Genomic DNA, 22,755 nt, shown 5'->3' with positions numbered 1-22,755 from the left:
GTCTAAAACGGCCTCACGATCCCGACGCGCGGGATCAGGGTGATGATCAGGCCGAAGATGTTTGTCTTCCTGTCCTCGGCCGCAATCAGCGGCGTCTCGTGGCTGGCCGGCAGCATCTTCACGGCGTGCAGGATCAGGACCATGCACACCGCCCAATTCGACATCCAGCGCGAATAGTCGAACACCATCGCGAACATCACGAGATAGGCGAGGCTGACGCCGATCAGGGCCGCGATGACGAGGCGGCGGTGGAGCTCGCTCGCGAGGGCGCGGATCAGGTCGGCGAAATAGCGCCATAGCGGCGTGTGCAGCCACAACAGCAGCGCGAACACGGGAATGCCGAGGCTGTTGTGCGGCAGCCGGGCCCAGGTGTCGGAGATTTCCTTCGAGAGCGGCTGATACCAGATGTAGGCGAACTGCAGCAGATCCTCGCGTGACGGATCGGCCATCCGGCTCTTCAGATAGGCGAGAAAATCAGCCTGCGGGATCGGCATGGTGCCGAGGAATTGCGCTGCGAAGAACAGCGCGCTGATGCAGAGCAATGCCACGAGGCCGAATGCGACATTGGCTCTGGTGATGCCGTACGAGAGATAATGCCTGATGCCGACGATGGTGATGATGGTCGGCACATACATCAAGAGATGAATGTGGTGGATCAGCACGAGAATGATCGAGAACAGCGCCGCCGTCGCCACGAACAACAATGAGCCCGCCGGCATCAGCAGCAGCACCAGCGCTGCGAGGCAGCCATAGATGTCGAAATGGCCGAGCGTGTGCATGAAATTCTTCAGGAAGTACGGCGAGCCCGCGATGAAGACGAACAGCGGCAGCGTCTTCGCGGTGAAGCCGAATGTCTTCTGAAACAGCCGCACGAACAGCGCCAGCATCGCCAGCCACGCCGTTCCCGAGATCGCGAACACAAGCCACACCGGCACCTTCGCGGTGAACAGCGCAACGATCGCCCCGATCAGGGCGCGCTTGATGAAGCCGAAATGATAGTCGACGACAAGATGGATGTAGGGGACATAAGGCGGCAGCTTCACCTTGTGAATGAAGACGCCGATGATCACGGCCGCGTTGATCGCGAGCAACAGCCGCCAGGGGTTTTTCTTGACGTCAGCGAGCATGTGGCACTCGTGGCGCGTCAAATTCGAGCGTCGTCCCGGCGAAGGCCGGGAGCCATAACCACGACTGTTTGCTTTGAGCCGGCGCTGGGGCTGCTATCATTTCCAACAAGGATTGCTGGTGAGTATGGGTCCCGGCCTTCGCCGGGACGACACCGGATGAATAGCGCGGCGGGCCCGAATTACAAAATGAACCGGCTCAGGTCGGCGTTCCTGGCGAGGTCACCGACGTGCTTCTGCACGAAATCGGCATCGACCCTGATGGTCTCGCCGTTGCGGTCGGGGGCGGTGAAGGAGATCTCGTCCAGCACCCGCTCCATGACGGTCTGCAGCCTGCGCGCGCCGATATTCTCGACGGTGGAATTGACGGCGACCGCCACGTCGGCGAGCGCGTCGATGGCGCTGTCGGTGATGTCGAGCGTCACGCCCTCGGTCTGCATCAAGGCGACATATTGCTTGATCAGCGAGGCCTCGGGCTCGGTCAGGATGCGGCGCATGTCGTCGCGGGTCAGCGCCTGCAATTCGACGCGGATCGGCAGGCGGCCCTGCAGCTCCGGCAGCAGGTCCGACGGCTTGGCGACGTGGAAGGCGCCGGAGGCGATGAACAGGATGTGATCGGTCTTGACCGCGCCGTGCTTGGTCGAGACCGTGGTGCCCTCGATCAGCGGCAACAGGTCGCGCTGCACGCCCTCGCGCGAGACGTCGCCGGCGGCGCGGCCTTCGCGGGCGCAGATCTTGTCGATCTCGTCGAGGAAGACGATGCCGTTGTTCTCGACGGCGCTGATCGCCTCCAGCGTGAGCTGATCAGTATCGAGCAGCTTGTCGGATTCCTCGTTGACGAGAATTTCGTGCGAGCCCTCGACGGTCAGCCGCCGCGTCTTGCTGCGGCCGCCCAGCTTGCCGAAGATGTCGCCGATCGAGATGGCGCCCATCTGCGCGCCAGGCATGCCCGGGATCTCGAACATCGGCATGCCGCCGCCTGAGGACTGCGTCTCGATCTCGATTTCCTTGTCGTTCAATTCGCCGGCGCGCAGCTTCTTGCGAAAGGATTCCCGCGTCGCCGAGCTTGCATTGGCGCCGACCAGCGCATCGAGCACGCGCTCCTCGGCGGCGAGCTGGGCGCGGGCCTGCACGTCCTTGCGCTTCTTCTCCCGGACCTGGGCGATCGCGACCTCGACGAGGTCGCGCACGATCTGCTCGACGTCGCGGCCGACATAGCCGACCTCGGTGAATTTTGTGGCTTCCACCTTCAGGAACGGCGCGTTCGCAAGCCTGGCAAGACGGCGCGCGATCTCGGTTTTGCCGACGCCGGTGGGCCCGATCATCAGGATGTTCTTGGGCAGCACCTCTTCGCGCAGCGAGCCGGTGAGCTGCTGCCGGCGCCAGCGGTTGCGCAGCGCGATCGAGACGGCGCGCTTGGCGTCGCCCTGGCCGACGATGAAACGGTCGAGTTCGGATACGATTTCGCGGGGGGAAAAGTCTGTCATGGCACCTTAGCTAGGATCAGAAACCGGCGGGGACAAGCCGCTTTTTGGGTCATCAGATGATCGGCGGACCGGATTGCCATTGCTTCACGGCCTCGATCGGATGGATCAGCATCAGAATATTGAGCGTCAGATTGTCCCTGATGTGCAGCGCCAGCATGAGCTCGAAGGCGAGCCCGAGCGCGACGGTTGCAGTAACAGGAAGCACGCGTGCGGTGAGGAACCCCAGCACCATGAACAGCGTGTCCGAGACCGAATTGACGATGCTGTCGCCGTAATAATCCAGCGAGATCGTGCCGGCGCGGTAGCGCTCGATGATTACAGGCGAATTCTCGACGATCTCCCAGGCGCCCTCGATCAGCATCGCGATGATCAGCCGTGCCGGCCAGCTGAGATGCCGCGAAAACAGCAGCCACGTCAGCCCGTAGAACAGCAAGCCGTGCAGCACGTGCGAGAAGCTGTACCAGTCGGCGATGTGCTGGGAATTCTCCGAGCTGTTCACCACGCCGTGCCACAGCTTGACATAGCCGCAGGTGCAGATCGGCACGCGCCCCATCGCAAACAGGATCGAGGCCTGCAGCGCCAGCAGCAGCAGCGCGATGCCGAGGAAGGCGAGCGGCGGCAGTGCGGCCCTGCTCTGGCGTGTGCTCGTCAGGGTCACGGCTCACGCACCATCAACAGCGCGGTGCCATCCGGCGTCTCGACCATGCGGTCACGGACGAAGCCTGATTTCTCGTAGGCGCGCAAGGCGCGCAGGTTGAGCGGATCGGGATCGGTGACCATGCGCGGCAGGCCGTTGCCGAACTGCTCATCGACAAATTGGCGGATGAACGCCGAACCATGGCCGCGTCCGATCATGTCGCTGTCGCCGATGAACTGGTCGATTCCACGCGTGCCCTCCGGCTGTGGCCCGAAGCCCGTATTCCAGGCGGTCAGGCGATAGCATTGAAGATAGCCGAACGGCCGGTTGCCGGCCAAGACGATGAACTGCTCCATCGCCGGTTCATCGAGATCGCCGCTGACGAGTGCAAACTGCTCGCCCGGATCGCCCCACCATTCCCGCACATGCGCTTCGCCGAGCCATCGCCGGATCAGCGGCAAATCGGCCGCGCTCAGCGGGTGGAAGGCGTAGCCGGGCTCCACGACCTAACCGGTGGACAGCGCTTCGATGGTGACGTTGCGGTTGGTGTAGACGCAGATGTCGGCGGCGATGTCGAGGGAGCGGCGGACGATGGTCTCGGCGTCCTTGTCGGTGTCAACAAGGGCCCTCGCCGCGGCCAGCGCGTAATTGCCGCCGGAGCCGATCGCCATCACGCCGGCCTCGGGCTCGAGCACGTCGCCGGTGCCTGTGAGCACCAAAGAGACGTCCTTGTCGGCCACGATCATCATGGCCTCCAGCCGGCGGAGGTAGCGATCGGTGCGCCAGTCCTTGGCGAGCTCGACCGCGGCCCGGGTCAATTGCCCCGGATATTGCTCCAGCTTGCTCTCAAGCCGCTCGAACAGGGTGAAGGCATCGGCTGTGGCGCCGGCAAAGCCGCCGATCACATCGCCCTTGCCGAGTTTCCGCACCTTTTTGGCGTTTGACTTGATCACGGTCTGGCCGATCGAGACCTGGCCGTCGCCGCCGACCACCACCTTGCCGCCCTTGCGGACCGTCAAAATCGTGGTGCCGTGCCAGACCGGCGAGCTGTTGTGGGAATCCTGCATGAATGACCCTCGTTGTCCGGCTGATTTAAGCGGTCGGGAGCGGGCGCACAACGGGCCGTTCCGGGCCGAATTTGCTCACCATAGGCAGAAGTAGAGGCCCGGCCAGCCGTTCCCGCAGTAGCGAAGGCGTCATTTGGCTGTTAAGAGACTGGCGTTTTCGGCTCAAAGCTAGAATGGAAACCGATTTTCCATGCGCACCGCGACGATCAAGCGCAAGACCAAGGAAACCGACATCGAGGTCTCCGTGAACCTCGATGGATCAGGCGTGGCCAATATCGCGACTGGCATCGGCTTTTTCGACCATATGCTCGATCTCCTCGCCCGCCATTCCCGCATCGACCTCACGGTCAAGGCGGTTGGCGACCTGCACATTGACTATCACCATACCACCGAAGACACCGGCATCGCGCTCGGCCAGGCGGTCAAGCAGGCGCTCGGCAACATGGCGGGCATCACCCGCTATGCCGGCGTGCACATGCCGATGGACGAGACGCTGACGCGCGTGGTCATCGACATCTCGGGCCGCCCGTTCCTGGTGTTCAAGGCGGAATTTCCCCGCCACAAGATCGGTGAGTTCGACACCGAGCTGGTGCGCGAGTGGTTCCAGGCCTTTGCCATCAACGCCGGCGTGACTCTCCACGTCGAGACCCTATATGGCGATAACAGCCACCATATCGCCGAGTCCTGCTTCAAGGGCTTGGCGCGGGCGCTGCGCACCGCGGTTGCGATCGATCCCAAGGCGGCGGGCGAAATCCCCTCCACCAAGGGCTCGCTTGGCGGCTGACCTCTCCATCTTGGCGGCCACGCGCCGTCGGCGGCATCGACTTCATTCTCGAGAGCGGGGCATCGAAAATGCCTGTCTACACAGTTCATGCTCCCTTCCCCGGCGGCGCCGATCTGCGCGCGACCGACAAGTTCGTGTTCGTGCGCGACGGCTTCCATGTCTGGGCGATGATCCTTGGTCCGTTCTGGCTGGCCTGGAACAGGCTGTGGCTGGCGCTGATCGGCTGGATCGTGTTCCTCGCCGCCTTCGATGCGGGGCTATCCAGCCTCGGTGTCGGTCGCCCCTCGATCTTCCTCGCCAACATCATCGTCGCGCTGCTGACGGGCTTTGAGGCCTCGAGCCTGCGCCGCTGGACCCTGTCACGCGGCAAGTGGCGGCAGCTCGACGTCGTCGTCGCCGCTGACCAAGACACCGCCGAGTGGCGGTTCTTCGAGCGCTGGAGCAAGTCACAGCAGGGCATCGTCAACGACCAATGGGCGGTCGATCGCGGCGGCCCGCCGCCGACCCGCAACGTGCCGGGCCAGCCATTTTCGAACCCGCCGCCGCTTCCGGCCGGCGGCATCATTGGATTGTTTCCAGAACCGGGAGGGTCATCACGATGAGCGTCGCCATCATCGATTACGGTTCCGGAAATCTGCATTCCGCCGCCAAGGCCTTTGAGCGCGCCGCGCGCAGCCTGGACAATCCGCAGAAAGTCCTCGTCACCAGCGATCCCGATCAGGCCTATGAAGCCGATCGCCTGGTGCTGCCTGGTGTCGGCGCCTTCGCCGATTGCCGGCGCGGCCTCGATGCCGTCAACGGCATGGTCGAGGCGATCACCGAAGCCGTGCGCGTCAAGGCGCGGCCGTTCTTCGGCATTTGCGTCGGCATGCAGCTGATGGCGAGCCGCGGCAAGGAGCATGTCGTCACCCAAGGCCTGAACTGGATCGGCGGCGACGTCGAGAAGATCACGCCGCGTGACGAGAGCCTGAAGATCCCGCACATGGGCTGGAACACGCTCGAGCTGCTGCAAGAGCACCCGGTGCTCGACAAGCTGCCGCTCGGCCCGAACGGGCAGCACGCTTATTTCGTGCATTCCTACCACCTCAACGCGGCCAATGAAGCGGATGTGCTCGCGCGCGCCGATTACGGCGGGCCCGTCACCGCGATCGTCGCCAAGGACACCGCCATCGGCACGCAGTTTCACCCCGAGAAGAGCCAGCGCTTTGGGCTGGCCCTGATCTCGAATTTTTTGCGATGGAAACCGTGATGGCCTCCGCTCTCACCTCGTCATTGCGAGCGCAGCGAAGCAATCCAGGGTCTTTCCGCGGCGGCGGTCTGGATTGCTTCGCTGCGCTCGCAATGACGGAGTGCTTAGCTGGCAGGTGCGTTCCCATGACGGGGACGAGAGCAGGTGCGACATGATTCTCTTTCCCGCGATCGACCTCAAGAACGGTCAGTGCGTGCGCCTCGAGCAAGGCGACATGGCGCGCGCGACCGTTTTCAACCTCGATCCCGCAGCTCAAGCCCAGAGCTTCGTTGCGCAGGGTTTTGAGTATCTCCACGTCGTCGATCTCGACGGTGCCTTCGCCGGCAAGCCTGTCAATGCGCACGCCGTCGAGGCGATGCTGAAGACGATTCCGATCCCGGTGCAGCTCGGCGGCGGCATTCGCGATCTCGCGACCGTCGAAGCCTGGCTTGAGAAAGGCATCACCCGCGTCATCATCGGCACCGCCGCGGTGCGCGATCCAGAGCTGGTGAAGGCAGCGGCCAAGATATTCCCCGGCCGCGTCGCCGTTGGCCTCGACGCACGCGACGGCAAGGTCGCCGTCGAAGGTTGGGCCGAGACCTCACAGGTGACAGTGCTGGAGATCGCACAGCGATTCGAGGATGCCGGCGTCGCCGCCATCATCTTCACCGATATCGCGCGCGACGGCCTGCTCAAGGGCCTGAACCTCGATGCGACCATCGCGCTCGCCGATGCGATTTCGATTCCCGTGATCGCCTCGGGCGGCCTCGCTTCGATCGAGGACGTCAAGGCCATGCTGACGCCTCGTGCGAAAAAGCTCGCCGGCGCGATCGCCGGCCGCGCGCTCTACGACGGCCGGCTCGATCCAGCCGCCGCCCTCGCCCTGATCCGCAACGCGCGCAGGAGCTGACACATGTTCAAGGTGCGCGTGATCCCCTGCCTCGACGTCAAGGACGGCCGCGTCGTCAAGGGCGTCAACTTCGTCGATTTGCGCGATGCCGGCGACCCCGTCGAAGCCGCGATCGCTTATGACGCCGCCGGCGCCGACGAGCTGACCTTTCTCGACATCACCGCGACCCATGAGAACCGCGGCATCATGCTGGATGTGGTCCGGCGCACGGCCGAGGCCTGCTTCATGCCCGTCACCGTCGGCGGTGGCGTGCGCGAAGTCAACGACATCAAGACGCTGCTGCGCGCCGGCGCGGACAAGGTCTCGATCAACAGCGCCGCGGTGTCGCGGCGCGAGTTCGTCAAGGAAGCTGCCGAAAAATTCGGCGAGCAGTGCGTCGTGGTCGCCATCGACGCCAAGCGGGTCAAGCGCCCGGGCGGCGACCGCTGGGAAATCTTTACCCATGGCGGCCGCAACTCGACCGGCATCGACGCCATCGAATACGCCCAGGAAGTGGTCTCGCTCGGCGCTGGTGAAATTTTGCTCACCTCGATGGACCGCGACGGTACCAGGCAGGGGTTTGACATCCCGCTGACCCGGGCGATAGCCGACAGCGTTCCCGTTCCCGTAATCGCCTCCGGCGGCGTCGGCAATCTCGATCACCTCGTCGACGGTATTCGCGACGGCCACGCCACGGCCGTGCTGGCCGCCTCCATCTTCCATTTCGGGGAATTCACCATTCGTGAAGCCAAGGAGCACATGGCGCGGCGGGGCTTGCCCATGCGCATGGATGCCTGACGACTCCCCTTGGTAAAAATGCTACACAGGCCGATGGGAAAAGGCCTGTCTGGCCGGATCTGTTCCTGAGTATTCCGATGCCGCGTTTCACGATCCATGACCTCGCCCAAACCATCGACGCCCGCGCGGCCTCTGGTGGCGAGGCCTCCTATACCCGCAAGCTGCTCGACAAGGGCGCCGAACATTGCGCCAAGAAGTTCGGTGAGGAAGCAGTCGAAACCGTAATCGCAGCAGTCGAAAACGATCGCGCGCATCTGATCGCCGAAAGTGCCGACCTGCTCTATCACTTCCTTGTGCTGCTCAAGGCGCGCGGCGTAAAGTTGGAAGAGGTGGAAGCTGCCCTCGACAAGCGCACGAATATGTCGGGGTTGGAAGAGAAAGCGTCGCGTAAGGGCTGACAGCATGATCCGGATCCGAAGCACCGCGTTGGCCCAACGTGTGAAGCGGTTTTCCGAAGAGATCATGCGTAGCTGAAGGGCCCCAACGGAAAGGTCGCGTCATGGATATCCGCGCACCGGAGCAGCAATATAATCCTTACCGCGTCTACACGCGCGAAGAGTGGGCGCGTCTGCGCGACGATACCCCGATGACGCTGGAGCCGGGCGAGTTCGACCGGCTGCGCTCGCTGCACGACCGCCTCGACCTGAAGGAAGTCGAGGACATCTATCTGCCGCTGTCGCGCCTGCTATCGATCTATGTCGATGCGACGCAGCGCCTGTATTACGCGGAGCGGCAGTTCCTCAACATCCGCGACCGCAAGGTGCCCTACATCATCGGCGTCGCTGGTTCTGTCGCAGTCGGGAAGTCGACGACCGCGCGCGTGCTCCAGGCGCTCTTGGCGCGCTGGTCGCCTCGTCCCAAAGTCGATCTGATCACCACCGACGGTTTCCTCTACCCGAAGGCCCTGCTCGAGCAGCAAGGCATTTTGCAGAAGAAGGGGTTTCCGGAGAGCTACGACCTGCCGCTGCTGCTGGGCTTCCTGTCCGACATCAAGTCGGGCCGCAGGCACGTGCGCTCGCCGGTCTATTCGCATCTGACCTACGACATCGTGCCGAATGAATGGGCCGAGATCGACCAGCCCGACATTTTGATCGTCGAGGGCGTCAATGTCCTGCAAACCGGCAAGCTGCCGCGCGACGGCAAGGCGGTGCCTGTCGTCTCCGACTTCTTCGACTTCTCGGTCTATATCGACGCCGACGAAGCGGCGCTGCGGCGCTGGTACATCAAGCGCTTCCTGGCGCTGCGCGACACCGCGTTCACCGATCCAAAGTCCTACTTCCACCGCTATGCGCTGTTGTCGGACGAGGAGGCCATCGCCACCGCCACCGCGATCTGGGAGCGCACCAACCTCGCCAATCTCGAGGACAATATCTTGCCGACGCGTCCGCGGGCGACGCTGATCCTGAAGAAGGGCGCGGATCACGCGGTGGAGAGCGTGGCGCTGCGAAGGCTGTAGCCAATGGTGCCGTAGGGTGGGCAAAGGCGCGAAGCGCCGTGCCCACGTTTTCCCTGTTGTCACGTGAGACGGCAGCTACGGCAGCGTCGCTTGTCGCTCCACCGCGAGCTGCCGTGCCGCCGCCAGCCCCGCCAGCGCCTCGTCCAGCTTCTCGCGATCGAGCGGCTTGATCAAAAATCCGTTCATGCCCGCTTCGAAGCAGGCGTAGCGATCTTCCACCAGCGTGTTCGCGGTGAGTGCGAGGACCGGTGTGTGCTGGCTGCCGGTGGCGGCCTCATGGGCGCGGATGCGTTTGGTTGCTTCGATGCCGTCGAGCTGCGGCATCTGGATGTCCATCAACACCAGGTCGTAGGGCGTGCCGGCAGAGCTGGCCGCAAGCCAGGATTCCAGTGCGGCTTCGCCATGGACCGCGATGACGACGCGGTGGCCGAGTTTTGTGAGCAGCGAGCGCATCAGCAGCGCGTTGATCTCGTTGTCCTCGGCGACAAGGATCGAGAGGCCCCCCGCAGGTGCCCTGACTGGCGCCGGCTCGGCGGGATCGGGTGCGAGATCGGGTGATGCGACCTCCGGCGTCAGCGCGAGGCGCGCGGCGAGCGAGGCTGCGCGCAACGGCTTGACCAGGAAGCCGGTGAAATTAGCCGAGAATTTTTCATGACGCGAGCTCGGTGTCAGCAGCACCAGGCGCTGCGTCGCATGGGCGCGGGCGGCTTCGCCGACACGATCGGCAACAGCAGCGCCGAGCGCGCGGTCGACCAGCACCGCGTGCCAGGAGCGCTCCGGCAGCAGTGCTTCGGCCACCGCTGCATCTGCGACCAGGCAGGTCTGGCCGCCCCAGCGCTCCAGCCGCCGCGCGATCAGCGACGCTTCGATGCCGTCGGCCACCAGCAGGATGGATTTGCCTGATAGATCAGGGCTCGGAAACGATGTTCGTCCGGCATCGCCTTGCGACAGCGCGAGCGGAATTGCGACCTCGAAGGTCGAGCCCTTGCCGGGCGCGCTCTCCAGCGTGATGCGGCCGCCCATCCGCTTGACGATGCGTTCGCTGATGGCAAGGCCAAGCCCGGTGCCGCCATAGGTGCGGGCGACGCGGTCGTCGGCCTGCTCGAATTCGCGGAAGATGCGCGATTGCGCCTCGGGCGCGATGCCGATGCCGGTGTCGCGGACCAGGAAGCTGATCTCGTTCGGCCAGATGCCGGGCTCGACGATCAGCGCCACGCCGCCGCTGCTCGTGAATTTGATGGCGTTGCCGGCGAGGTTGAGCAGCACCTGGCGCAGCCGGGCGGCATCGCCGGTGACCTCGAGCGGCAGCCGCTCGTCGACGTAAGCCGCGATCTCGAGCTTCTTGGCCTGCGCGCGCGGCGCCAGCAGCTCGGTGACCTCTTCGATCAGCGTCGAGAGGGCGAAGGGGCGCTGCTCCAGATCAAGCTTGCCGGCTTCGATCTTGGAATAGTCGAGCAGCTCCTCGATCAGCGTCATCAGCGCTTCGCCTGAAGTTTTCACGGCGCGTGCGTAGGTCGTCTGCTCCGGCGTCAGCGTGGTGTCGAGCAGCAGGCCGCCCATGCCGATAATGCCGTTCAGGGGGGTGCGGATCTCGTGCGAGGCCATCGCGAGGAAGCGCGATTTGGCGCGGTTGGCGGCATCGGCCTGGTCGCGCGCATCGGACAGTGCGCGTTCGGTCTCGGTGCGATCGGTCACGTCGCGTCCGACGCTTTGCAGCTCGGCGGGCCGGCCGGCATCGTGCCGGACCAGGCCCTCGCGCCAGGCGATCCAGCGCGCGCCGAGCGGCGTCGATATCTTCTGGTCATGGATGCGCGTGCCGCTCGCTTCGCGCGCACTGTCGCCCTGTTCCAGCACGTCGAAATCGAAGCGCGTGCCGACCAGGGCGCTGCGCGCCTGACCGGCCAGCGCGCAATAGGCGTCGTTGGCGAAGGTGATACGGCCCTGATGGTCGCGCAGCACGATCAGGTCGCCCTGCGATTCGAACAGGCTGCGGGCGCGCTCTTCGGCTTCCTTCAGCTCCCAATTGCGGTCGATCAGCGCCTCGTTGTGGGCGGCGAGCTTGCGCATCCGCTTGGCGACGAAACGCAGCCGCATGCTCAGCGTGGCAAGGCCAAGGCAGGCCAGCGCGAACAGGAAGCTCGCACCGATCGCAAAGGCGTTGGGATCGTAGCCCGAATTTTCCGATCGGCTGCCGGTGACGAAGCCATAGGCGCCGCCGAACGTCGCCGAAAAGATCATGAAGGAGCGGATGGCGAAGGCGATCTTCGGGTGGCGGCGCCTGAAGCGGCGCATGCGCACCTTGATCCGGAACGTCCGATCCATCGTCACCGACCCCGACTCTTACCTGCCGCCGCCGCGTGCGACGATGTCCTGCCGACCTTGCGAACAGCTTGAGGCCTTGGGGCGGCCTCGAAACATGGTTGACGAGGTCTTAATGCATCAAAGCGAGGCGGCCTGGAGGGGCCGCGTGTGGTCGCCATGAGCACCGACGATCAGGGCTGCGGCCTCGCGCGGCGAGAACGTCTTCGAGCGGACAAAGATGCGGTAATCGGCCGGGCCGTCGCTGGAAAGATAGATCACCGGGCCGCCATCGACGGGTTGCGCTGCGATGGTGATGAGGCGGTTCGCTGGATTGGCCTGGCAGGAATCGGTCTCGGAACCGAGACCATCATCAACGACCGCGAAGTCCGCGGCCTCGGCGTCGTCGGTGAGCTGGACCCGGACCGTGGCGCGCGACGGGTCGTCGGTGAAGGCGACATGGACGCGAGCGGTCCAGAACAGGGATGTGAGCTCGACCGAGGTGTCGCCGACGGCGATGCAGGGCTGCAAGACCGGTCCGATCTCGCCACGGGCGACCACTGCCGCCGCCAACAGGGGAACCACCGAGGCCAGGATCTTGAAACGCAACATGACGCTCTACTCGCCGGGCCCGTACCGGAACTTGTGGGCCCTATGGTTTGCAGAGCGTAAAGGAAACTCGTTACCACCGGGTTGACGCGCGGGAAGATCAGGCGAGCTGGCGCACATCCTCCGCGAGTGCCCGGTAGGACAGCGCTTCGGCCAGATGCAGCCGGCCGATCTTGTCAGTGCCGTCGAGATCGGCGAGCGTGCGCGCCACCCGCAGCACCCGGTGATAGCCGCGTGCCGACAGCCGCATGGTTTCGGCGGCATCGCGCAGCAGCTTTTGTCCCTGCGCGTCGGGCCGGGCAATGTCTTCGAGCACCGACGCCGGCGCCTCGGCATTGGTGCGGACCCGCGGCAGGCCCGCCTGTGCGTAACGCGCGAGCTGAATGTCGCGCGCCGCCGCCACGCGCGCGGCGACTTCAGCGGAGCCTTCGGTCGGTGGCGGCAGGATCAGATCGGCTGCGGTGACGGCCGGGACTTCGATGCGCAGATCGATGCGGTCCATCAGCGGGCCGGAGATGCGCGCCTGGTAATCGCCGGTGCAGCGGTCGATGCGGCCGCGCTTGCAGGCATAGCCGGGCTCGAACGCATTGCCGCAGCGGCAGGGATTCATCGCGGCGACCAGCATGAAGCGGGCCGGGTAGGTGACGCGGTGATTGGCGCGCGACACCGAGACCTCGCCGTTCTCCAGCGGCTGGCGCAGCGAATCCAGCACGCGTGGATCGAACTCGGGCAGCTCGTCGAGAAACAGCACGCCCTGATGCGCCAGCGAGATCTCGCCGGGCTTTGCCCGCGCGCCGCCGCCTGTCAGCGCGGCCATGCTGGCGGAATGATGTGGCGAGCGGAACGGCCGCCGCGACGTCAGCGCGCCACCCTCGATTTCGCCCGCGACCGAGGCGATCATCGAGACCTCGAGCAGTTCGCTCGGCGACAGCGGCGGCAGGATCGAGGGCAGGCGCGCGGCCAGCATGGATTTGCCGGCGCCGGGCGCGCCGATCATCAGCAGGTGATGGCCGCCGGCGGCTGCGATCTCCAGCGCGCGCTTGGCGCTCTCCTGGCCCTTGATGTCGCGCAGATCGAGCAGCGAGCTTGCGGCCTCATGCACTTTCGGCACGGGCCGCGACAGCACCTGCGTGCCCTTGAAATGGTTGGCGATCTGAATCAGCGAATGTGCGGCGACGATCTGGATATCAGGGCTCGCCCACGCCGCCTCCGAGCCGCAGGCGGCGGGGCAGATCAAGCCTTCCTCGCGCGTGTTGGCGCCGATCGCGGCGGGCAACACGCCCGCGACAGGCGCGATCGAGCCGTCGAGGCCGAGCTCGCCGAGCACGGTGAAGCCGGCCAGCGCATCCGGCGGGATCGCGCCGATCGCCGCCATCAGCCCGAGCGCGATCGGCAGGTCGTAATGGCTGCCTTCCTTCGGGACGTCGGCGGGCGCGAGATTGACGGTGATGCGGCGCGCCGGCAGCGCCAGTCCCGAAGCGATCAGCGCCGATCGCACCCGTTCGCGCGCCTCCGACACCGCCTTGTCAGGCAGGCCGACGATGGCGAAGGCCGGCAGGCCCGGCGCGACCTGCACCTGCACGTCGACCGCGCGGGCCTCTATGCCCTCAAAGGCGACTGTCGAAACCCGCTGGACCATGCTGCCCCCTTGCACAATCAAGGGTAGCAGACAGCGATCGCCCTGACAAGAACAATACAGGAACGTGGGCGAGGGCCGCCGGTCCCCTAACTTCAGGTAAACGGGATCAGGACATTAAGCTTCGACTACGCCTCGAATGCGAGTGGCTGCGCTCAGCACATCCCAACACATGTCCGCTACTCCTGAGGCTGCGGGATGGGCCGTGATCTAACGGGTGAAGAATTCAAATGCTTGCAAATCGCCGTAGAAGCGAACGTCGGGTGTGCAGCCGGCTGGCCAAGATTCATTTTGGCGCGGGCTCGCTGCCGCGGGACTGCACGATCACCGATATCTCGGACGGGGGCGTAAAAGTGGTGGCGGAATTTCTGGAAGTGCCGCCGCAATTCACGATCATCTTCGCGCCGGATTACTCCCGCCAATGCCGCCTGCGCTGGCGCATCGGCTGCGAGTTCGGTGCGGAATTTACCGACTAGGTCACATAAGGACGCGTCCTTAACGAGACTTTAGCGTTAATCGGTGAAGCATCTCTGATCAGTCCGCCGGCGGTGATCAGAGTATGTTCAAGCGTTCGTCCCTTGCCCCCTCCCCGGCGAGATTCCTGCTTCCCGCACTCGCGGTGCTGGCCCTCGGCGGCTGCCAGACCACCGGCCTGGACGACGTGACCGGTGCGCTCGGCGGCAGGTCCGAACCTGTCGCCGCGGCCGACGGCAAGCCGGAGATGGCCGCCTTGCGCGAGCGCTATCGCGCCAAGCCTGATAATCCAAACATCGTCCTCGAATATGGCAAGGCGCTGCGCGACAGCGGCCAGCATGCCCAGGCCGTCGCCGTGTTCGAGCAGGCGGTGCTCACCCATCCCAGCAACAAGGCGCTGCTCGCCGGCTATGGCCGTGCGCTCGCCGACAATGGAAATTTCCAGCAGGCTTTTGACGTGCTGGGCCGCGCGCATTCGCCCGAGGATCCCGACTGGCGCATCCTGTCGGCGCAGGGTGCGGCGCTCGACCAGCTCGGCCGCAACGAGGAAGCGCAGCAATATTACGCCGCGGCACTGAAGATCATGCCGGAGGAGCCGACCGTGCTGTCCAATCTCGGCCTGTCCTACATGCTGCAAAACAATCTGCCGAAGGCCGAACAGGTGCTCGGCCGCGCCTATCAGCGCAATCAGAACAATGCGCGGATCCGTACCAATCTCGCGCTGGTGCTGGGATTGCAGGGTCGCGAGACCGAGGCCGAAATTCTCGTGAAGGCCGATCTGCCGCCGGACCAGGCCGCGGCCAAGATCACGGCGCTGCGGCAGCTGCTGGCGAAGAAGCAGCAGCAGCGGGCGGAGAAATAATCCGCCGCCATTGCTTGGTGCCTACGACGCCTTGCGATGCGGCGCGGATCCGCGCCCGGTTTTGCCCTTCAGCTTCTTCAGCAGCGGTCCGAGCAACGAGCGCTTCGGTTTCTTCACCTCGCCGCGACCGGCGAGCCGGTTGGCCATGATCTGGAACAGCTCGGTGGTGCGGTGGCTCTTGGAGACCTCCGCGATCATCTGGCCGTTATTGGCCGCGGTCGAGAACAGTTTCGAGTCGAACGGGATCACCGCAAGCGGCTGGCTTTCCATGGTCTTGGCGAACGCCTTGACCTCGATCTCGGCCCGCTTGTGCATGCCGACCTGGTTGATGCAGTAGAGCGGCGGCCGGTCGTTCGGCCGTGCCGTTTTCAGCACCGTCAGCATGTTCTTGGTGTTGCGCAAATTGGCGAGATCCGGCTCGGCCACGATGACGATGTCGTCGGCGTTGACGAGGGCGCGCTTGGTCCAGGCCGACCATTGATGCGGCACGTCGAGCACGATGCAGGGCGTGGTCATGCGCAGCGTGTCGAAGATCGCATCGAACGCTTCCGCGCCGAAATCATAGACGCGATCGAGCGTGGCGGGCGCCGCCAGCAGGCTGAGGTGGTCGGTGCATTTGGCGAGCAGGCGCTCCATCAGCGCCGTGTCGGGTCTGTCAGGCGACAGCACCGCATTGGCGATGCCCTGCGCCGGATCCTGGTTGTAGTCGAGCCCGGCCGTGCCGAAGGCGAGGTCAAGGTCGATCACGACGGAATCGAGCGCGAGGTCGCGCGCGATGGTCCAGGCCACGTTGTGTGCGACCGTGGACGCGCCGACGCCGCCCTTGGCGCCAACCACCGCGATGATGCGGCCGGTGATGATGGCTTCCGAGGCCGAGAACAGGCTGCAGATCGAGCGCACCACGTCGATGGTTTCGACCGGCCCGACCACGTAGTCGTTGACGCCGCGCCGCACCAGCTCGCGATACGGCGCGGTATCGCCGGGATTGCCGATCACGACCACGCGCGTGCCGGGATCGCAGACGCCGGCGAGGTCGTCGAGACCTTCGAGGATGTCGCGTGTGCCGTCGGATTCGATCACGATGACGTTCGGCGTCGGCATCGTGTCATAGACTTCGATGGCCGCGGCAAGTCCGCCGCTCTTGGCGGTGAGATGCGCTTTGGCGAGACGGCGATCCTGGCCGGCCGCGGTCACCGCGGCGAGCGTCTGCTCGGTCTCGCAAAAGGCCTGCACCGAGATGCGGGGAACCGGCGCAATGTGGTCCTCGGGGTGGTGCGGATCGTCCGCCTCTTCGTCGTCGTGGATCTCAGTCATTTGCCTGTGTCGCTGAGTTTGGCCTTGTCAGCCTCGGGATAGGTGGTCGCGGTCGGGTTGCCCTTGCGGTAGCGGTCGAAAGCGATGTCACGCCGCGCCGTATAGACCGGCGTCTCCGCGCGCGGCTGCTCGAGATCGGCGGGGTTGTCGATCATGGCCGCAAGGTTGCGCTGGCTGGCGCAGCCGAAATTGAAATAGGGCCGGTTCTCGTTGTAGCCGGGATCGAGAATCGACGGACCCACGTCCTCGGGCCACAGCCCGCAAGGGCCGGCGACCGCAGTGATCTTGGAATAGCTGAGGCGGATGGTCGGCAGCAGGCCGGGATCTTCAGGGCGATAGGAATGCTGCACGATGGCGCGCGACGGCACGCCGCCGCTGCCCAGGACAGTGCGGATCTCGTGATAGGTCGCAGCAGCTGCGCGGGAATTTGCGGTGTCGATCGGCACGTCGACGACGACCGAGCCGCTGCCCTCGCGGACCCAGTCCTGGGCGATGCCCATCACGTCGGCGTGCTGCGCGGCCGACAGACCGCCGCGCGCCTTGCCGACGAAGATCACGATCGAGCGCTTGCCTTCCTGCACCGCGATCGGATGACGCATGCGGTAGTCGGTCGGCACCGTCTGCGTGGTGACGACCTCGCCCGTGGTGTTGCAGGCCCCGAGCATGACGGACAGCCCCGTCAGCACGAGCGCGATGCGCAAATTGCGACGTCGATCCGATGTCTTCGTCATCGCCTGGTCCCCTCTTGCCCCGTGTCTCGCCCCGGTCCCCAAACCGCCCGTGTCAGTCGATGATGAAGCCGAAATCGCCCCTGTCGCCGTCGATCGGGTCGACGCGGCGCGCGATGCCGTAAAGCCGGTTCATGCGCCCGAGCAGCGCCGATTGCGCATCCGAGGAGGGCGCGAAGCCGTCATCGGGCCGCGACAATTCCTTCTGGGCGACCGCGCGCACCACATAGGGCGTCACGATCACCATCAGCTCGGTCTCGTTGTTGACGTAGTCCTGGCTGCGGAACAGCGCGCCGAGGATCGGGATCTGGTCGACGCCGGGCAGGCCGTTGACGGCCTGCTTGGTCTGCTGCTGGATCAGGCCGGCCATCGCCATCGAGCCGCCCGACGGGATTTCCAGCGTGGTCTCGGCGCGGCGGGTCTGGACCGAGGGGATGGTGATCGAGTTGTTGGTGCTGCCGGACACTGCCTGGGTCAAGGTGATCGCATTCGTGTTCGACAACTCCGAGACCTCGGTCATCACGCGCAGGCTGATGCGGCCCTCGCTCAGCACGACCGGGGTGAAGTTCAGGGAGATGCCGAACTTCTTGTAGGTGACCTGGGTGGTACAGACATGGGTGACTGGATCGCAGGCATAGCCGCCGGGGATCGGGAATTCGCCGCCGGCAATGAAGGTCGCCGATTCACCCGAGATCGCGGTCAGGCTCGGCTCCGCCAGCGTGCGCATCACGCCTGCGGTTTCCATCGCGCGCATGGTGGCGTTCACGGTGGCAACGCCCTTGGCGAGGCCGGTGACGCCGAGCCCGTTGCTGCTGACCAGGGGACCGCCGGAGACCGAGAACGGGTTCGAATTGTTGAAGTTCACGACCGCGGTGCCGGCATTGAGGCTGGCGCTGAGGTCGACACCCAATTGCTTGACAATGTCGCGGCGGACTTCGCCGACCACGACTTTCAGCATCACCTGGTCGCGGCCACGCACGACGATGTTGTTGACGACCTTGTCGGCGCCGCCGACGAGCTTTGCGGCGACGTCGCCGGCCTGCTGGGCCTCGACCGGGCTCGCCACCGAGCCGGTCAGCATCACGCTGTCGCCGACGCCCTCGATCTGCACGCCGGGCAGGGAAGCGCGCAGCGCCGTGCGCATGCCATTGAGATCGCGCTTCACCGCGATGTCGTAGGAGGCGACCTGCTGGCCGTCGGCGGTGAAGAACACCACGTTGGTCTGACCGACCTGGGCGCCGATGATATAGGCGCGCTGCGACGAGCGGATCACCGCATTGGCGATCTTCGGGTCGGCCACCAGCACGTCCTTCACCTCGCGCGGCAGGTCGATGACGACCGACTTGCCGACGCCAAGCGACAGCGAGCGCGTCCTTGCCGACGCAATGGTTGCAACCGGCGCCACGCCGAGGTCCGGCGCCTGCATCGGCACCTGGTCTCCGACCGGCGCATCCGCAGCGCGGACGAGATCCGGGGCTGCGACCAGCCCCAGCAGCATGACAGCCCCTGCCCAGAACGAGCTTGCGCGCTTCCCCCGAATGCGCACGCCCGTCCGATCATCCCCGTAGTTCATCATGTCTCCATCACTTCTGTGACGTCAGCTGCCGCGCCTGTACGCCGTAGCGGATCACGTTCACGCCGGTCTGGCGCTGCTTGAGTGCCTGTTCTTCCGGTCCACCGTCGGAGGCGTTGGCATCGGCGATGCTGCGCAATGCGAGCGTCAGCGTGCCGCCCTGGCGCGAGGCCGAGAGCGTCGCGACCTGGTCGGGCCGGAGCTCGAGCGTGACGGTCTTGCCGAGCACGGCGTTCTGGCCGTCCTTTTCCTTCGGCGCCTGATCAATCGCGAGCACGCGGATGTTGGTCAGGATGACTTCCGACAGGACGAGGTCATTGCCGCCGGTCTGGCCGTTGGGGCCGTCGGGATTCTTCAGGCGGCGCGTCAGGACGATGTCGACGCGGTCGTTCGGCAGGATAAAGCCGCCAGCGCCGGTCTCTGCTGAAATCTCGGTCGATACGGCCCGCATGCCGGAGGGCAGGATCGCGGCCATGAAGCCGGAGCCGTCGGCCTTGACGAGCTTCTGCTCGCGGATCGGCTCGCCCTGCATCAAGGGCACGCGCGCGATCGAGCCGGCGATCTGCGTCTGGGCGTCGGGCCTGCTGTCGCGGCGGATGAAGGCGCTGCTGGCGGTCGCTTGCGGCCAGGTCTGCCATTGCAGATCCTCGGCCTTGACCGCCTGGCCGAGCTGGATGTCGGATTTGGCGACGAGCACATCGACCGTCGGCAGCTTCTCGACGACAGGGACAACAGCTGCGGGCTTGTTGTCGTAACCGCTGGCCAGATACGCAGCGACGCCGCCGGCGCCGAGCGCAATGACGAGAACGACAATGCGTGCGGTGTTCATACGCTTCTACTCTTACGCGGGGCACTCGGACCGCACGTGGCGGGTTCCCCCGGCATCGATGAGTAGGGAGTAAAAGTATAAGGGGTGTTGCGAGGCCGAGTGTGACGGCCAGTGACATCGCGGGTTTTGGGCAGATGGTGAATGCCAAGTTATTCCGGTGGCGCGACGGCCCGTAGAAACACGCGGGTGTGCTGCCGCGTCCGGATGAGAACGCGGGGCGTCATGGTGAACGGGTGGTTAGCGAGGGGCGGACACAGTTTCTATCGATGTCCGTAGCCCGGATGGAGCGAAGCGCAATCCGGGGCCGCTAAGCGTTGCGAGAGAATCCCGGATTTTGCTTCGCTCCATCCGGGCTACGGAGCGAGAGCCCCTACTTCGCCCGCTTCTGCTCGATCACGTCCCAGATCTTCGCCGCCACGTCAGGGCCGCCGAGCCGCGCGATGGCGCGGATGCCGGTGGGCGAGGTCACGTTGATCTCGGTGAGGTTGCCGTTGATGACGTCGATGCCGACGAATAGCAGGCCGCGCTCGCGTAGCGCGGGTCCCACGGTGGCGCAGATCTCGCGCTCGCGCGGCGTCAGCTCGGTCTCCTTGGCCGCACCGCCGCGCACCATGTTGGACCGGAGGTCGTCGGTCGCCGGCACCCGGTTCACGGCGCCGGCGAACTCGCCATCGACCAGGATGATGCGCTTGTCGCCGTGCTTCACCTCGGGGATGAACTGCTGGATCACCCAGGCCTCTTTGAATGTCACCGAGAACATATCGTAGAGCGAGCCGAAATTCATGTCCTGCGGCATCACGCGGAACACCGCGGCGCCGCCATGGCCGTGCAGCGGCTTCATCACCACGGCACCATGCTTGTCGCGGAACGCGTTGATCTCCTCCAGGTCGCGCGAGATCAAGGTCGGCGGCATCAGCTGCGGAAAATTCATCACGAACAGCTTTTCGGGCGCGTTGCGCACCGAAGCGGGATCGTTGACGACCAGCGTCTTCGGATGGATGCGCTCGAGCAGATGCGTCGAGGTGATGTAGGCGAGGTCGAATGGCGGGTCCTGGCGCAGCAGCACCACGTCAAAGCCGTTCAGCGCCTCGCGCCTGGGCTCGCCGAGGGTGAAATGATCGCCGGGCTCGTCGCGCACCGTCAGCGGCTGCACCGGCGCGACGATCTCCTCGCCGACCATCGAGAGCTTGTCGGGGGTGTAATAGGACAGGCCGTGGCCGCGCTTCTGCGCTTCCAGAAGCAGCGCAAAGGTGGAATCGCCCTTGATGTTGATGCGGGCGATGGGGTCCATCTGGACGGCGATGTTGAGTTTCATGGTCTGCCTTTCAGGTCGAGGCGTCGAATGCCGCCAACACATGGCGCGGAAGCGATCGCGGCGCAATCAGCATGGCATCGAATCGCAATTCGAATTCCGCATGCTCGGGATGCGCGACAAGCCAGCCCTGCGCGGCATCGATGATGCGTCGCTGCTGGCGCGGCGTCACCGCATAGGCGGCCTCGTCGAGGCTGGCGCGCGCCTTGACCTCGACGAAGGCGATCAGGTTGCGGCGGCGCGCCACGAGGTCGATCTCGCCATGCGCCGTGCGGTAGCGTTTTGCGAGAATGCGGTAGCCCTTCGCCATCAGGTAGGCTGCCGCACGGCTCTCGGCGGAGATTCCGGTGCGGAACGCGGCGACGCGCTCGGGCGAGGCGATCTTCGGTTCCCGTTTGGGTTCCTGTTCAGGTTCTTGTTCAGATTCCTGGACGCCCTTAATCCTCGTCATCGCCGCTCCGCAAGTCCTTGGCGAGCTCGAGCGCGCGGGCATAAACCTCGCGGCGCGGCCGCCCCGAAAGTGCGACGGCATGCGCAACCGCATCCTTGACGCTATGGGTGGCAAGCTGTGTGCGCAGCAGATCGTCCAGCGCGTCCGCGGTCAGCACGTCGGCATCCGCGGCAGGCGGGGCGATCACCAGCACGAATTCGCCGCGCGTCTCCAGCGTGTCGGCCTCGCGCGCGAGCTCGCTCAGCGTTGCGCGCGAAATCTCCTCGTGCAGCTTGGTCAGCTCGCGGCAGATCGCGGCCTCGCGCGCACCCATGATTTCAGAGAGCTCGGCGAGCGTATCCTGCACACGGTTGCCGGATTCGAACATCACCAGCGTCGCATCGATGCGGGCGAGCTCGGCGAGGCGCGAGCGCCGCGCGGCGGATTTCGCCGGCAGGAAGCCTTCGAAGAAGAAGCGGTCGGTCGGCAGCGCCGCGACCGACAGCGCCGCCAGCACCGAGGAGGGACCGGGCAGCGCATGGACCGCATGACCTGCGGCGCAGACCTCCCGCACCAGCTTGTAGCCGGGATCGGAAATCAGCGGCGTGCCGGCGTCCGACACCAGCGCGACCGAGCCGCCGGCCGCGAGCGCCTCCAGGATCCTGGGCCGCGCGGCCTCGGCATTGTGCTCGTGATATGGCTTGAGCTGGGCCGCGATGTCGTAACGCTCGGTCAGACGCCGCGTGATCCTTGTGTCCTCGCAGGCGATGATGTCGACCCCTGCCAGCGTTTGCAGCGCGCGCAGCGTGATGTCACCGAGATTGCCGATGGGGGTCGCCACCAGATAGAGGCCGGCCGGCAGCTTCGGTGCCACCAGCCGGTGCGCATCGATGGAGAACCCGCGCGAGGCGGCGTCAGTGGCTTCAGTCGTATTTATCGGGGCCGGCTTTGCGCGCATAATGAGATGAACTTAGGCATGATGCCAGGGGCTGGGAACCGGCCCCTCGAAAAAGATCACGCCTGGCTGGGATATTGAAGCGGGGCGAGGAAGGACTGGAATGTGATCCATCCGGCATCACATTCCAGAGGGAGTGGAGCGTCAGCGCCATATTCGCGGCGGAAACGGCGTCTTGATGCTTTCGTGACGGACGGCGGACAGCAAGCCAGGAAAGGAGGAGGATCGCGTTAAGCGGTCATTATCCTTTTGTTTTGGTTAACTA

Annotated in this window: 24 protein-coding genes; 9 read left to right on the top strand and 15 right to left on the bottom strand. The window is 65.2% G+C overall.

Going from position 1 to position 22,755, the window contains the following annotated elements:
* Positions 1-2: 2 nt before the first annotated feature.
* From ACNJX9_RS00920 to hslV, 5 genes are all read right to left on the bottom strand, one after another.
* A complete protein-coding gene (locus tag ACNJX9_RS00920; RefSeq protein ID WP_439407545.1) occupies positions 3-1,127 on the bottom strand; it encodes a hypothetical protein in 1,125 nt (374 codons plus the stop codon).
* 179 nt (positions 1,128-1,306) lie between these two features.
* Positions 1,307-2,611 carry an ATP-dependent protease ATPase subunit HslU gene (hslU, locus tag ACNJX9_RS00915; RefSeq protein WP_057752011.1) on the bottom strand — a complete coding sequence of 435 codons (1,305 nt, stop codon included), beginning with the start codon at positions 2,609-2,611 and terminating at the stop codon, positions 1,307-1,309.
* Positions 2,612-2,663: 52 nt separating this feature from the next.
* Positions 2,664-3,269, bottom strand: coding sequence for a DUF2585 domain-containing protein (locus tag ACNJX9_RS00910; RefSeq protein WP_439407544.1), 606 nt, complete (start codon positions 3,267-3,269; stop codon positions 2,664-2,666).
* Positions 3,266-3,751: a GNAT family N-acetyltransferase gene (locus ACNJX9_RS00905; RefSeq protein ID WP_439407543.1), complete on the bottom strand. Its 486-nt coding sequence runs from the start codon at positions 3,749-3,751 to the stop codon at positions 3,266-3,268. The genes ACNJX9_RS00910 and ACNJX9_RS00905 overlap by 4 nt, the downstream gene beginning before the upstream one ends.
* Positions 3,752-3,754: 3 nt before the next feature.
* Positions 3,755-4,315 (bottom strand): ATP-dependent protease subunit HslV, encoded by a 561-nt coding sequence (hslV, locus tag ACNJX9_RS00900; protein ID WP_057752020.1) that lies wholly within the window; start codon positions 4,313-4,315, stop codon positions 3,755-3,757.
* A gap of 190 nt (positions 4,316-4,505) precedes the next feature.
* On the opposite strand from hslV, the gene hisB reads away from it, so the two are divergent.
* From hisB to coaA, 7 genes are all read left to right on the top strand, one after another.
* Positions 4,506-5,099, top strand: coding sequence for an imidazoleglycerol-phosphate dehydratase HisB (gene hisB / locus ACNJX9_RS00895; protein ID WP_188106967.1), 594 nt, complete (start codon positions 4,506-4,508; stop codon positions 5,097-5,099).
* A 68-nt stretch (positions 5,100-5,167) separates the two neighbouring features.
* On the top strand, positions 5,168-5,701 hold the full coding sequence (locus ACNJX9_RS00890; protein WP_057752026.1) for a DUF2628 domain-containing protein: 534 nt from the start codon (positions 5,168-5,170) through the stop codon (positions 5,699-5,701).
* On the top strand, positions 5,698-6,348 hold the full coding sequence (gene hisH / locus ACNJX9_RS00885; protein ID WP_439407542.1) for an imidazole glycerol phosphate synthase subunit HisH: 651 nt from the start codon (positions 5,698-5,700) through the stop codon (positions 6,346-6,348). The genes ACNJX9_RS00890 and hisH overlap by 4 nt, the downstream gene beginning before the upstream one ends.
* A gap of 151 nt (positions 6,349-6,499) precedes the next feature.
* Positions 6,500-7,237 carry a 1-(5-phosphoribosyl)-5-[(5-phosphoribosylamino)methylideneamino]imidazole-4-carboxamide isomerase gene (gene hisA / locus ACNJX9_RS00880; RefSeq protein ID WP_439407541.1) on the top strand — a complete coding sequence of 246 codons (738 nt, stop codon included), beginning with the start codon at positions 6,500-6,502 and terminating at the stop codon, positions 7,235-7,237.
* Positions 7,238-7,240: 3 nt separating this feature from the next.
* Positions 7,241-8,014 carry an imidazole glycerol phosphate synthase subunit HisF gene (gene hisF / locus ACNJX9_RS00875; protein ID WP_057752035.1) on the top strand — a complete coding sequence of 258 codons (774 nt, stop codon included), beginning with the start codon at positions 7,241-7,243 and terminating at the stop codon, positions 8,012-8,014.
* Positions 8,015-8,091: 77 nt separating this feature from the next.
* A complete protein-coding gene (locus tag ACNJX9_RS00870; RefSeq protein ID WP_057752038.1) occupies positions 8,092-8,412 on the top strand; it encodes a phosphoribosyl-ATP diphosphatase in 321 nt (106 codons plus the stop codon).
* Between the two features lie 101 nt (positions 8,413-8,513).
* Entirely contained in the window at positions 8,514-9,470 is a 957-nt protein-coding gene (coaA, locus tag ACNJX9_RS00865; RefSeq protein ID WP_057752041.1) for a type I pantothenate kinase, read from the top strand.
* Between the two features lie 75 nt (positions 9,471-9,545).
* Here the strand turns inward: coaA and ACNJX9_RS00860 are convergent, their stop codons facing one another.
* The 3 genes from ACNJX9_RS00860 to ACNJX9_RS00850 all read right to left on the bottom strand — a co-directional run bounded on the left by ACNJX9_RS00860 (position 9,546) and on the right by ACNJX9_RS00850 (position 14,016).
* Positions 9,546-11,792 carry an ATP-binding protein gene (locus tag ACNJX9_RS00860; RefSeq protein ID WP_439410231.1) on the bottom strand — a complete coding sequence of 749 codons (2,247 nt, stop codon included), beginning with the start codon at positions 11,790-11,792 and terminating at the stop codon, positions 9,546-9,548.
* Between the two features lie 117 nt (positions 11,793-11,909).
* Positions 11,910-12,380, bottom strand: a complete 471-nt coding sequence (locus ACNJX9_RS00855) for a hypothetical protein (protein ID WP_439407540.1) — start codon at positions 12,378-12,380, stop codon at positions 11,910-11,912.
* A 97-nt stretch (positions 12,381-12,477) separates the two neighbouring features.
* A complete protein-coding gene (locus tag ACNJX9_RS00850; protein WP_057752047.1) occupies positions 12,478-14,016 on the bottom strand; it encodes a YifB family Mg chelatase-like AAA ATPase in 1,539 nt (512 codons plus the stop codon).
* A gap of 227 nt (positions 14,017-14,243) precedes the next feature.
* Here ACNJX9_RS00850 and ACNJX9_RS00845 point away from each other — a divergent pair, with 227 nt between their 5' ends.
* Positions 14,244-14,489, top strand: a complete 246-nt coding sequence (locus ACNJX9_RS00845) for a PilZ domain-containing protein (protein WP_011083489.1) — start codon at positions 14,244-14,246, stop codon at positions 14,487-14,489.
* An 83-nt stretch (positions 14,490-14,572) separates the two neighbouring features.
* Positions 14,573-15,349, top strand: a complete 777-nt coding sequence (locus ACNJX9_RS00840; RefSeq protein WP_439407539.1) for a tetratricopeptide repeat protein — start codon at positions 14,573-14,575, stop codon at positions 15,347-15,349.
* 21 nt (positions 15,350-15,370) lie between these two features.
* Here the strand turns inward: ACNJX9_RS00840 and ACNJX9_RS00835 are convergent, their stop codons facing one another.
* The 7 genes from ACNJX9_RS00835 to rsmI form a co-directional block, all read right to left on the bottom strand.
* Positions 15,371-16,663, bottom strand: coding sequence for an AAA family ATPase (locus tag ACNJX9_RS00835; RefSeq protein ID WP_057752053.1), 1,293 nt, complete (start codon positions 16,661-16,663; stop codon positions 15,371-15,373).
* The gene (locus ACNJX9_RS00830; protein ID WP_439407538.1) at positions 16,660-17,394 is read right to left on the bottom strand and encodes a CpaD family pilus assembly protein; all 735 of its coding nucleotides are present in this window, start codon (positions 17,392-17,394) and stop codon (positions 16,660-16,662) included. Before ACNJX9_RS00830 ends, ACNJX9_RS00835 begins: the two co-directional genes overlap by 4 nt.
* A gap of 52 nt (positions 17,395-17,446) precedes the next feature.
* The gene (locus ACNJX9_RS00825; RefSeq protein WP_083514471.1) at positions 17,447-18,964 is read right to left on the bottom strand and encodes a type II and III secretion system protein family protein; all 1,518 of its coding nucleotides are present in this window, start codon (positions 18,962-18,964) and stop codon (positions 17,447-17,449) included.
* A 10-nt stretch (positions 18,965-18,974) separates the two neighbouring features.
* Positions 18,975-19,793, bottom strand: coding sequence for a Flp pilus assembly protein CpaB (gene cpaB, locus ACNJX9_RS00820; protein WP_057752062.1), 819 nt, complete (start codon positions 19,791-19,793; stop codon positions 18,975-18,977).
* 370 nt (positions 19,794-20,163) lie between these two features.
* Complete coding sequence (gene gshB, locus ACNJX9_RS00815) at positions 20,164-21,108, bottom strand: glutathione synthase (RefSeq protein ID WP_057752077.1); 945 nt, start codon at positions 21,106-21,108, stop codon at positions 20,164-20,166.
* A 10-nt stretch (positions 21,109-21,118) separates the two neighbouring features.
* Positions 21,119-21,556, bottom strand: a complete 438-nt coding sequence (locus ACNJX9_RS00810) for a YraN family protein (RefSeq protein WP_057752079.1) — start codon at positions 21,554-21,556, stop codon at positions 21,119-21,121.
* Positions 21,543-22,493, bottom strand: coding sequence for a 16S rRNA (cytidine(1402)-2'-O)-methyltransferase (gene rsmI / locus ACNJX9_RS00805; protein WP_439407537.1), 951 nt, complete (start codon positions 22,491-22,493; stop codon positions 21,543-21,545). The genes ACNJX9_RS00810 and rsmI overlap by 14 nt, the downstream gene beginning before the upstream one ends.
* Positions 22,494-22,755 lie beyond the last annotated feature (262 nt).

This window comes from Bradyrhizobium sp. BLXBL-03, from assembly GCF_051853015.1.
GTDB classification, from domain to species: Bacteria; Pseudomonadota; Alphaproteobacteria; order Rhizobiales; family Xanthobacteraceae; genus Bradyrhizobium; species Bradyrhizobium manausense.
The sequence above is the reverse complement of the archived record's forward strand: the minus strand, read 5'-3'. Positions and strand labels throughout refer to the sequence as shown.

What these genes read in the sequence shown, in the direction of transcription:
- ACNJX9_RS00920 (WP_439407545.1), bottom strand. Translation starts at nt 1,127, where the DNA reads ATGCTCGCTGACGTCAAGAAAAACCCCTGGCGGCTGTTGCTCGCGATC.
- hslU (WP_057752011.1), bottom strand. Translation starts at nt 2,611, where the DNA reads ATGACAGACTTTTCCCCCCGCGAAATCGTATCCGAACTCGACCGTTTC.
- hslV (WP_057752020.1), bottom strand. Translation starts at nt 4,315, where the DNA reads ATGCAGGATTCCCACAACAGCTCGCCGGTCTGGCACGGCACCACGATT.
- hisB (WP_188106967.1), top strand. Translation starts at nt 4,506, where the DNA reads ATGCGCACCGCGACGATCAAGCGCAAGACCAAGGAAACCGACATCGAG.
- ACNJX9_RS00890 (WP_057752026.1), top strand. Translation starts at nt 5,168, where the DNA reads ATGCCTGTCTACACAGTTCATGCTCCCTTCCCCGGCGGCGCCGATCTG.
- hisH (WP_439407542.1), top strand. Translation starts at nt 5,698, where the DNA reads ATGAGCGTCGCCATCATCGATTACGGTTCCGGAAATCTGCATTCCGCC.
- hisA (WP_439407541.1), top strand. Translation starts at nt 6,500, where the DNA reads ATGATTCTCTTTCCCGCGATCGACCTCAAGAACGGTCAGTGCGTGCGC.
- hisF (WP_057752035.1), top strand. Translation starts at nt 7,241, where the DNA reads ATGTTCAAGGTGCGCGTGATCCCCTGCCTCGACGTCAAGGACGGCCGC.
- ACNJX9_RS00870 (WP_057752038.1), top strand. Translation starts at nt 8,092, where the DNA reads ATGCCGCGTTTCACGATCCATGACCTCGCCCAAACCATCGACGCCCGC.
- coaA (WP_057752041.1), top strand. Translation starts at nt 8,514, where the DNA reads ATGGATATCCGCGCACCGGAGCAGCAATATAATCCTTACCGCGTCTAC.
- ACNJX9_RS00860 (WP_439410231.1), bottom strand. Translation starts at nt 11,792, where the DNA reads ATGGATCGGACGTTCCGGATCAAGGTGCGCATGCGCCGCTTCAGGCGC.
- ACNJX9_RS00855 (WP_439407540.1), bottom strand. Translation starts at nt 12,380, where the DNA reads ATGTTGCGTTTCAAGATCCTGGCCTCGGTGGTTCCCCTGTTGGCGGCG.
- ACNJX9_RS00850 (WP_057752047.1), bottom strand. Translation starts at nt 14,016, where the DNA reads ATGGTCCAGCGGGTTTCGACAGTCGCCTTTGAGGGCATAGAGGCCCGC.
- ACNJX9_RS00845 (WP_011083489.1), top strand. Translation starts at nt 14,244, where the DNA reads ATGCTTGCAAATCGCCGTAGAAGCGAACGTCGGGTGTGCAGCCGGCTG.
- ACNJX9_RS00840 (WP_439407539.1), top strand. Translation starts at nt 14,573, where the DNA reads ATGTTCAAGCGTTCGTCCCTTGCCCCCTCCCCGGCGAGATTCCTGCTT.
- ACNJX9_RS00835 (WP_057752053.1), bottom strand. Translation starts at nt 16,663, where the DNA reads ATGACTGAGATCCACGACGACGAAGAGGCGGACGATCCGCACCACCCC.
- ACNJX9_RS00830 (WP_439407538.1), bottom strand. Translation starts at nt 17,394, where the DNA reads ATGACGAAGACATCGGATCGACGTCGCAATTTGCGCATCGCGCTCGTG.
- ACNJX9_RS00825 (WP_083514471.1), bottom strand. Translation starts at nt 18,964, where the DNA reads ATGAACTACGGGGATGATCGGACGGGCGTGCGCATTCGGGGGAAGCGC.
- cpaB (WP_057752062.1), bottom strand. Translation starts at nt 19,793, where the DNA reads ATGAACACCGCACGCATTGTCGTTCTCGTCATTGCGCTCGGCGCCGGC.
- gshB (WP_057752077.1), bottom strand. Translation starts at nt 21,108, where the DNA reads ATGAAACTCAACATCGCCGTCCAGATGGACCCCATCGCCCGCATCAAC.
- ACNJX9_RS00810 (WP_057752079.1), bottom strand. Translation starts at nt 21,556, where the DNA reads ATGACGAGGATTAAGGGCGTCCAGGAATCTGAACAAGAACCTGAACAG.
- rsmI (WP_439407537.1), bottom strand. Translation starts at nt 22,493, where the DNA reads ATGCGCGCAAAGCCGGCCCCGATAAATACGACTGAAGCCACTGACGCC.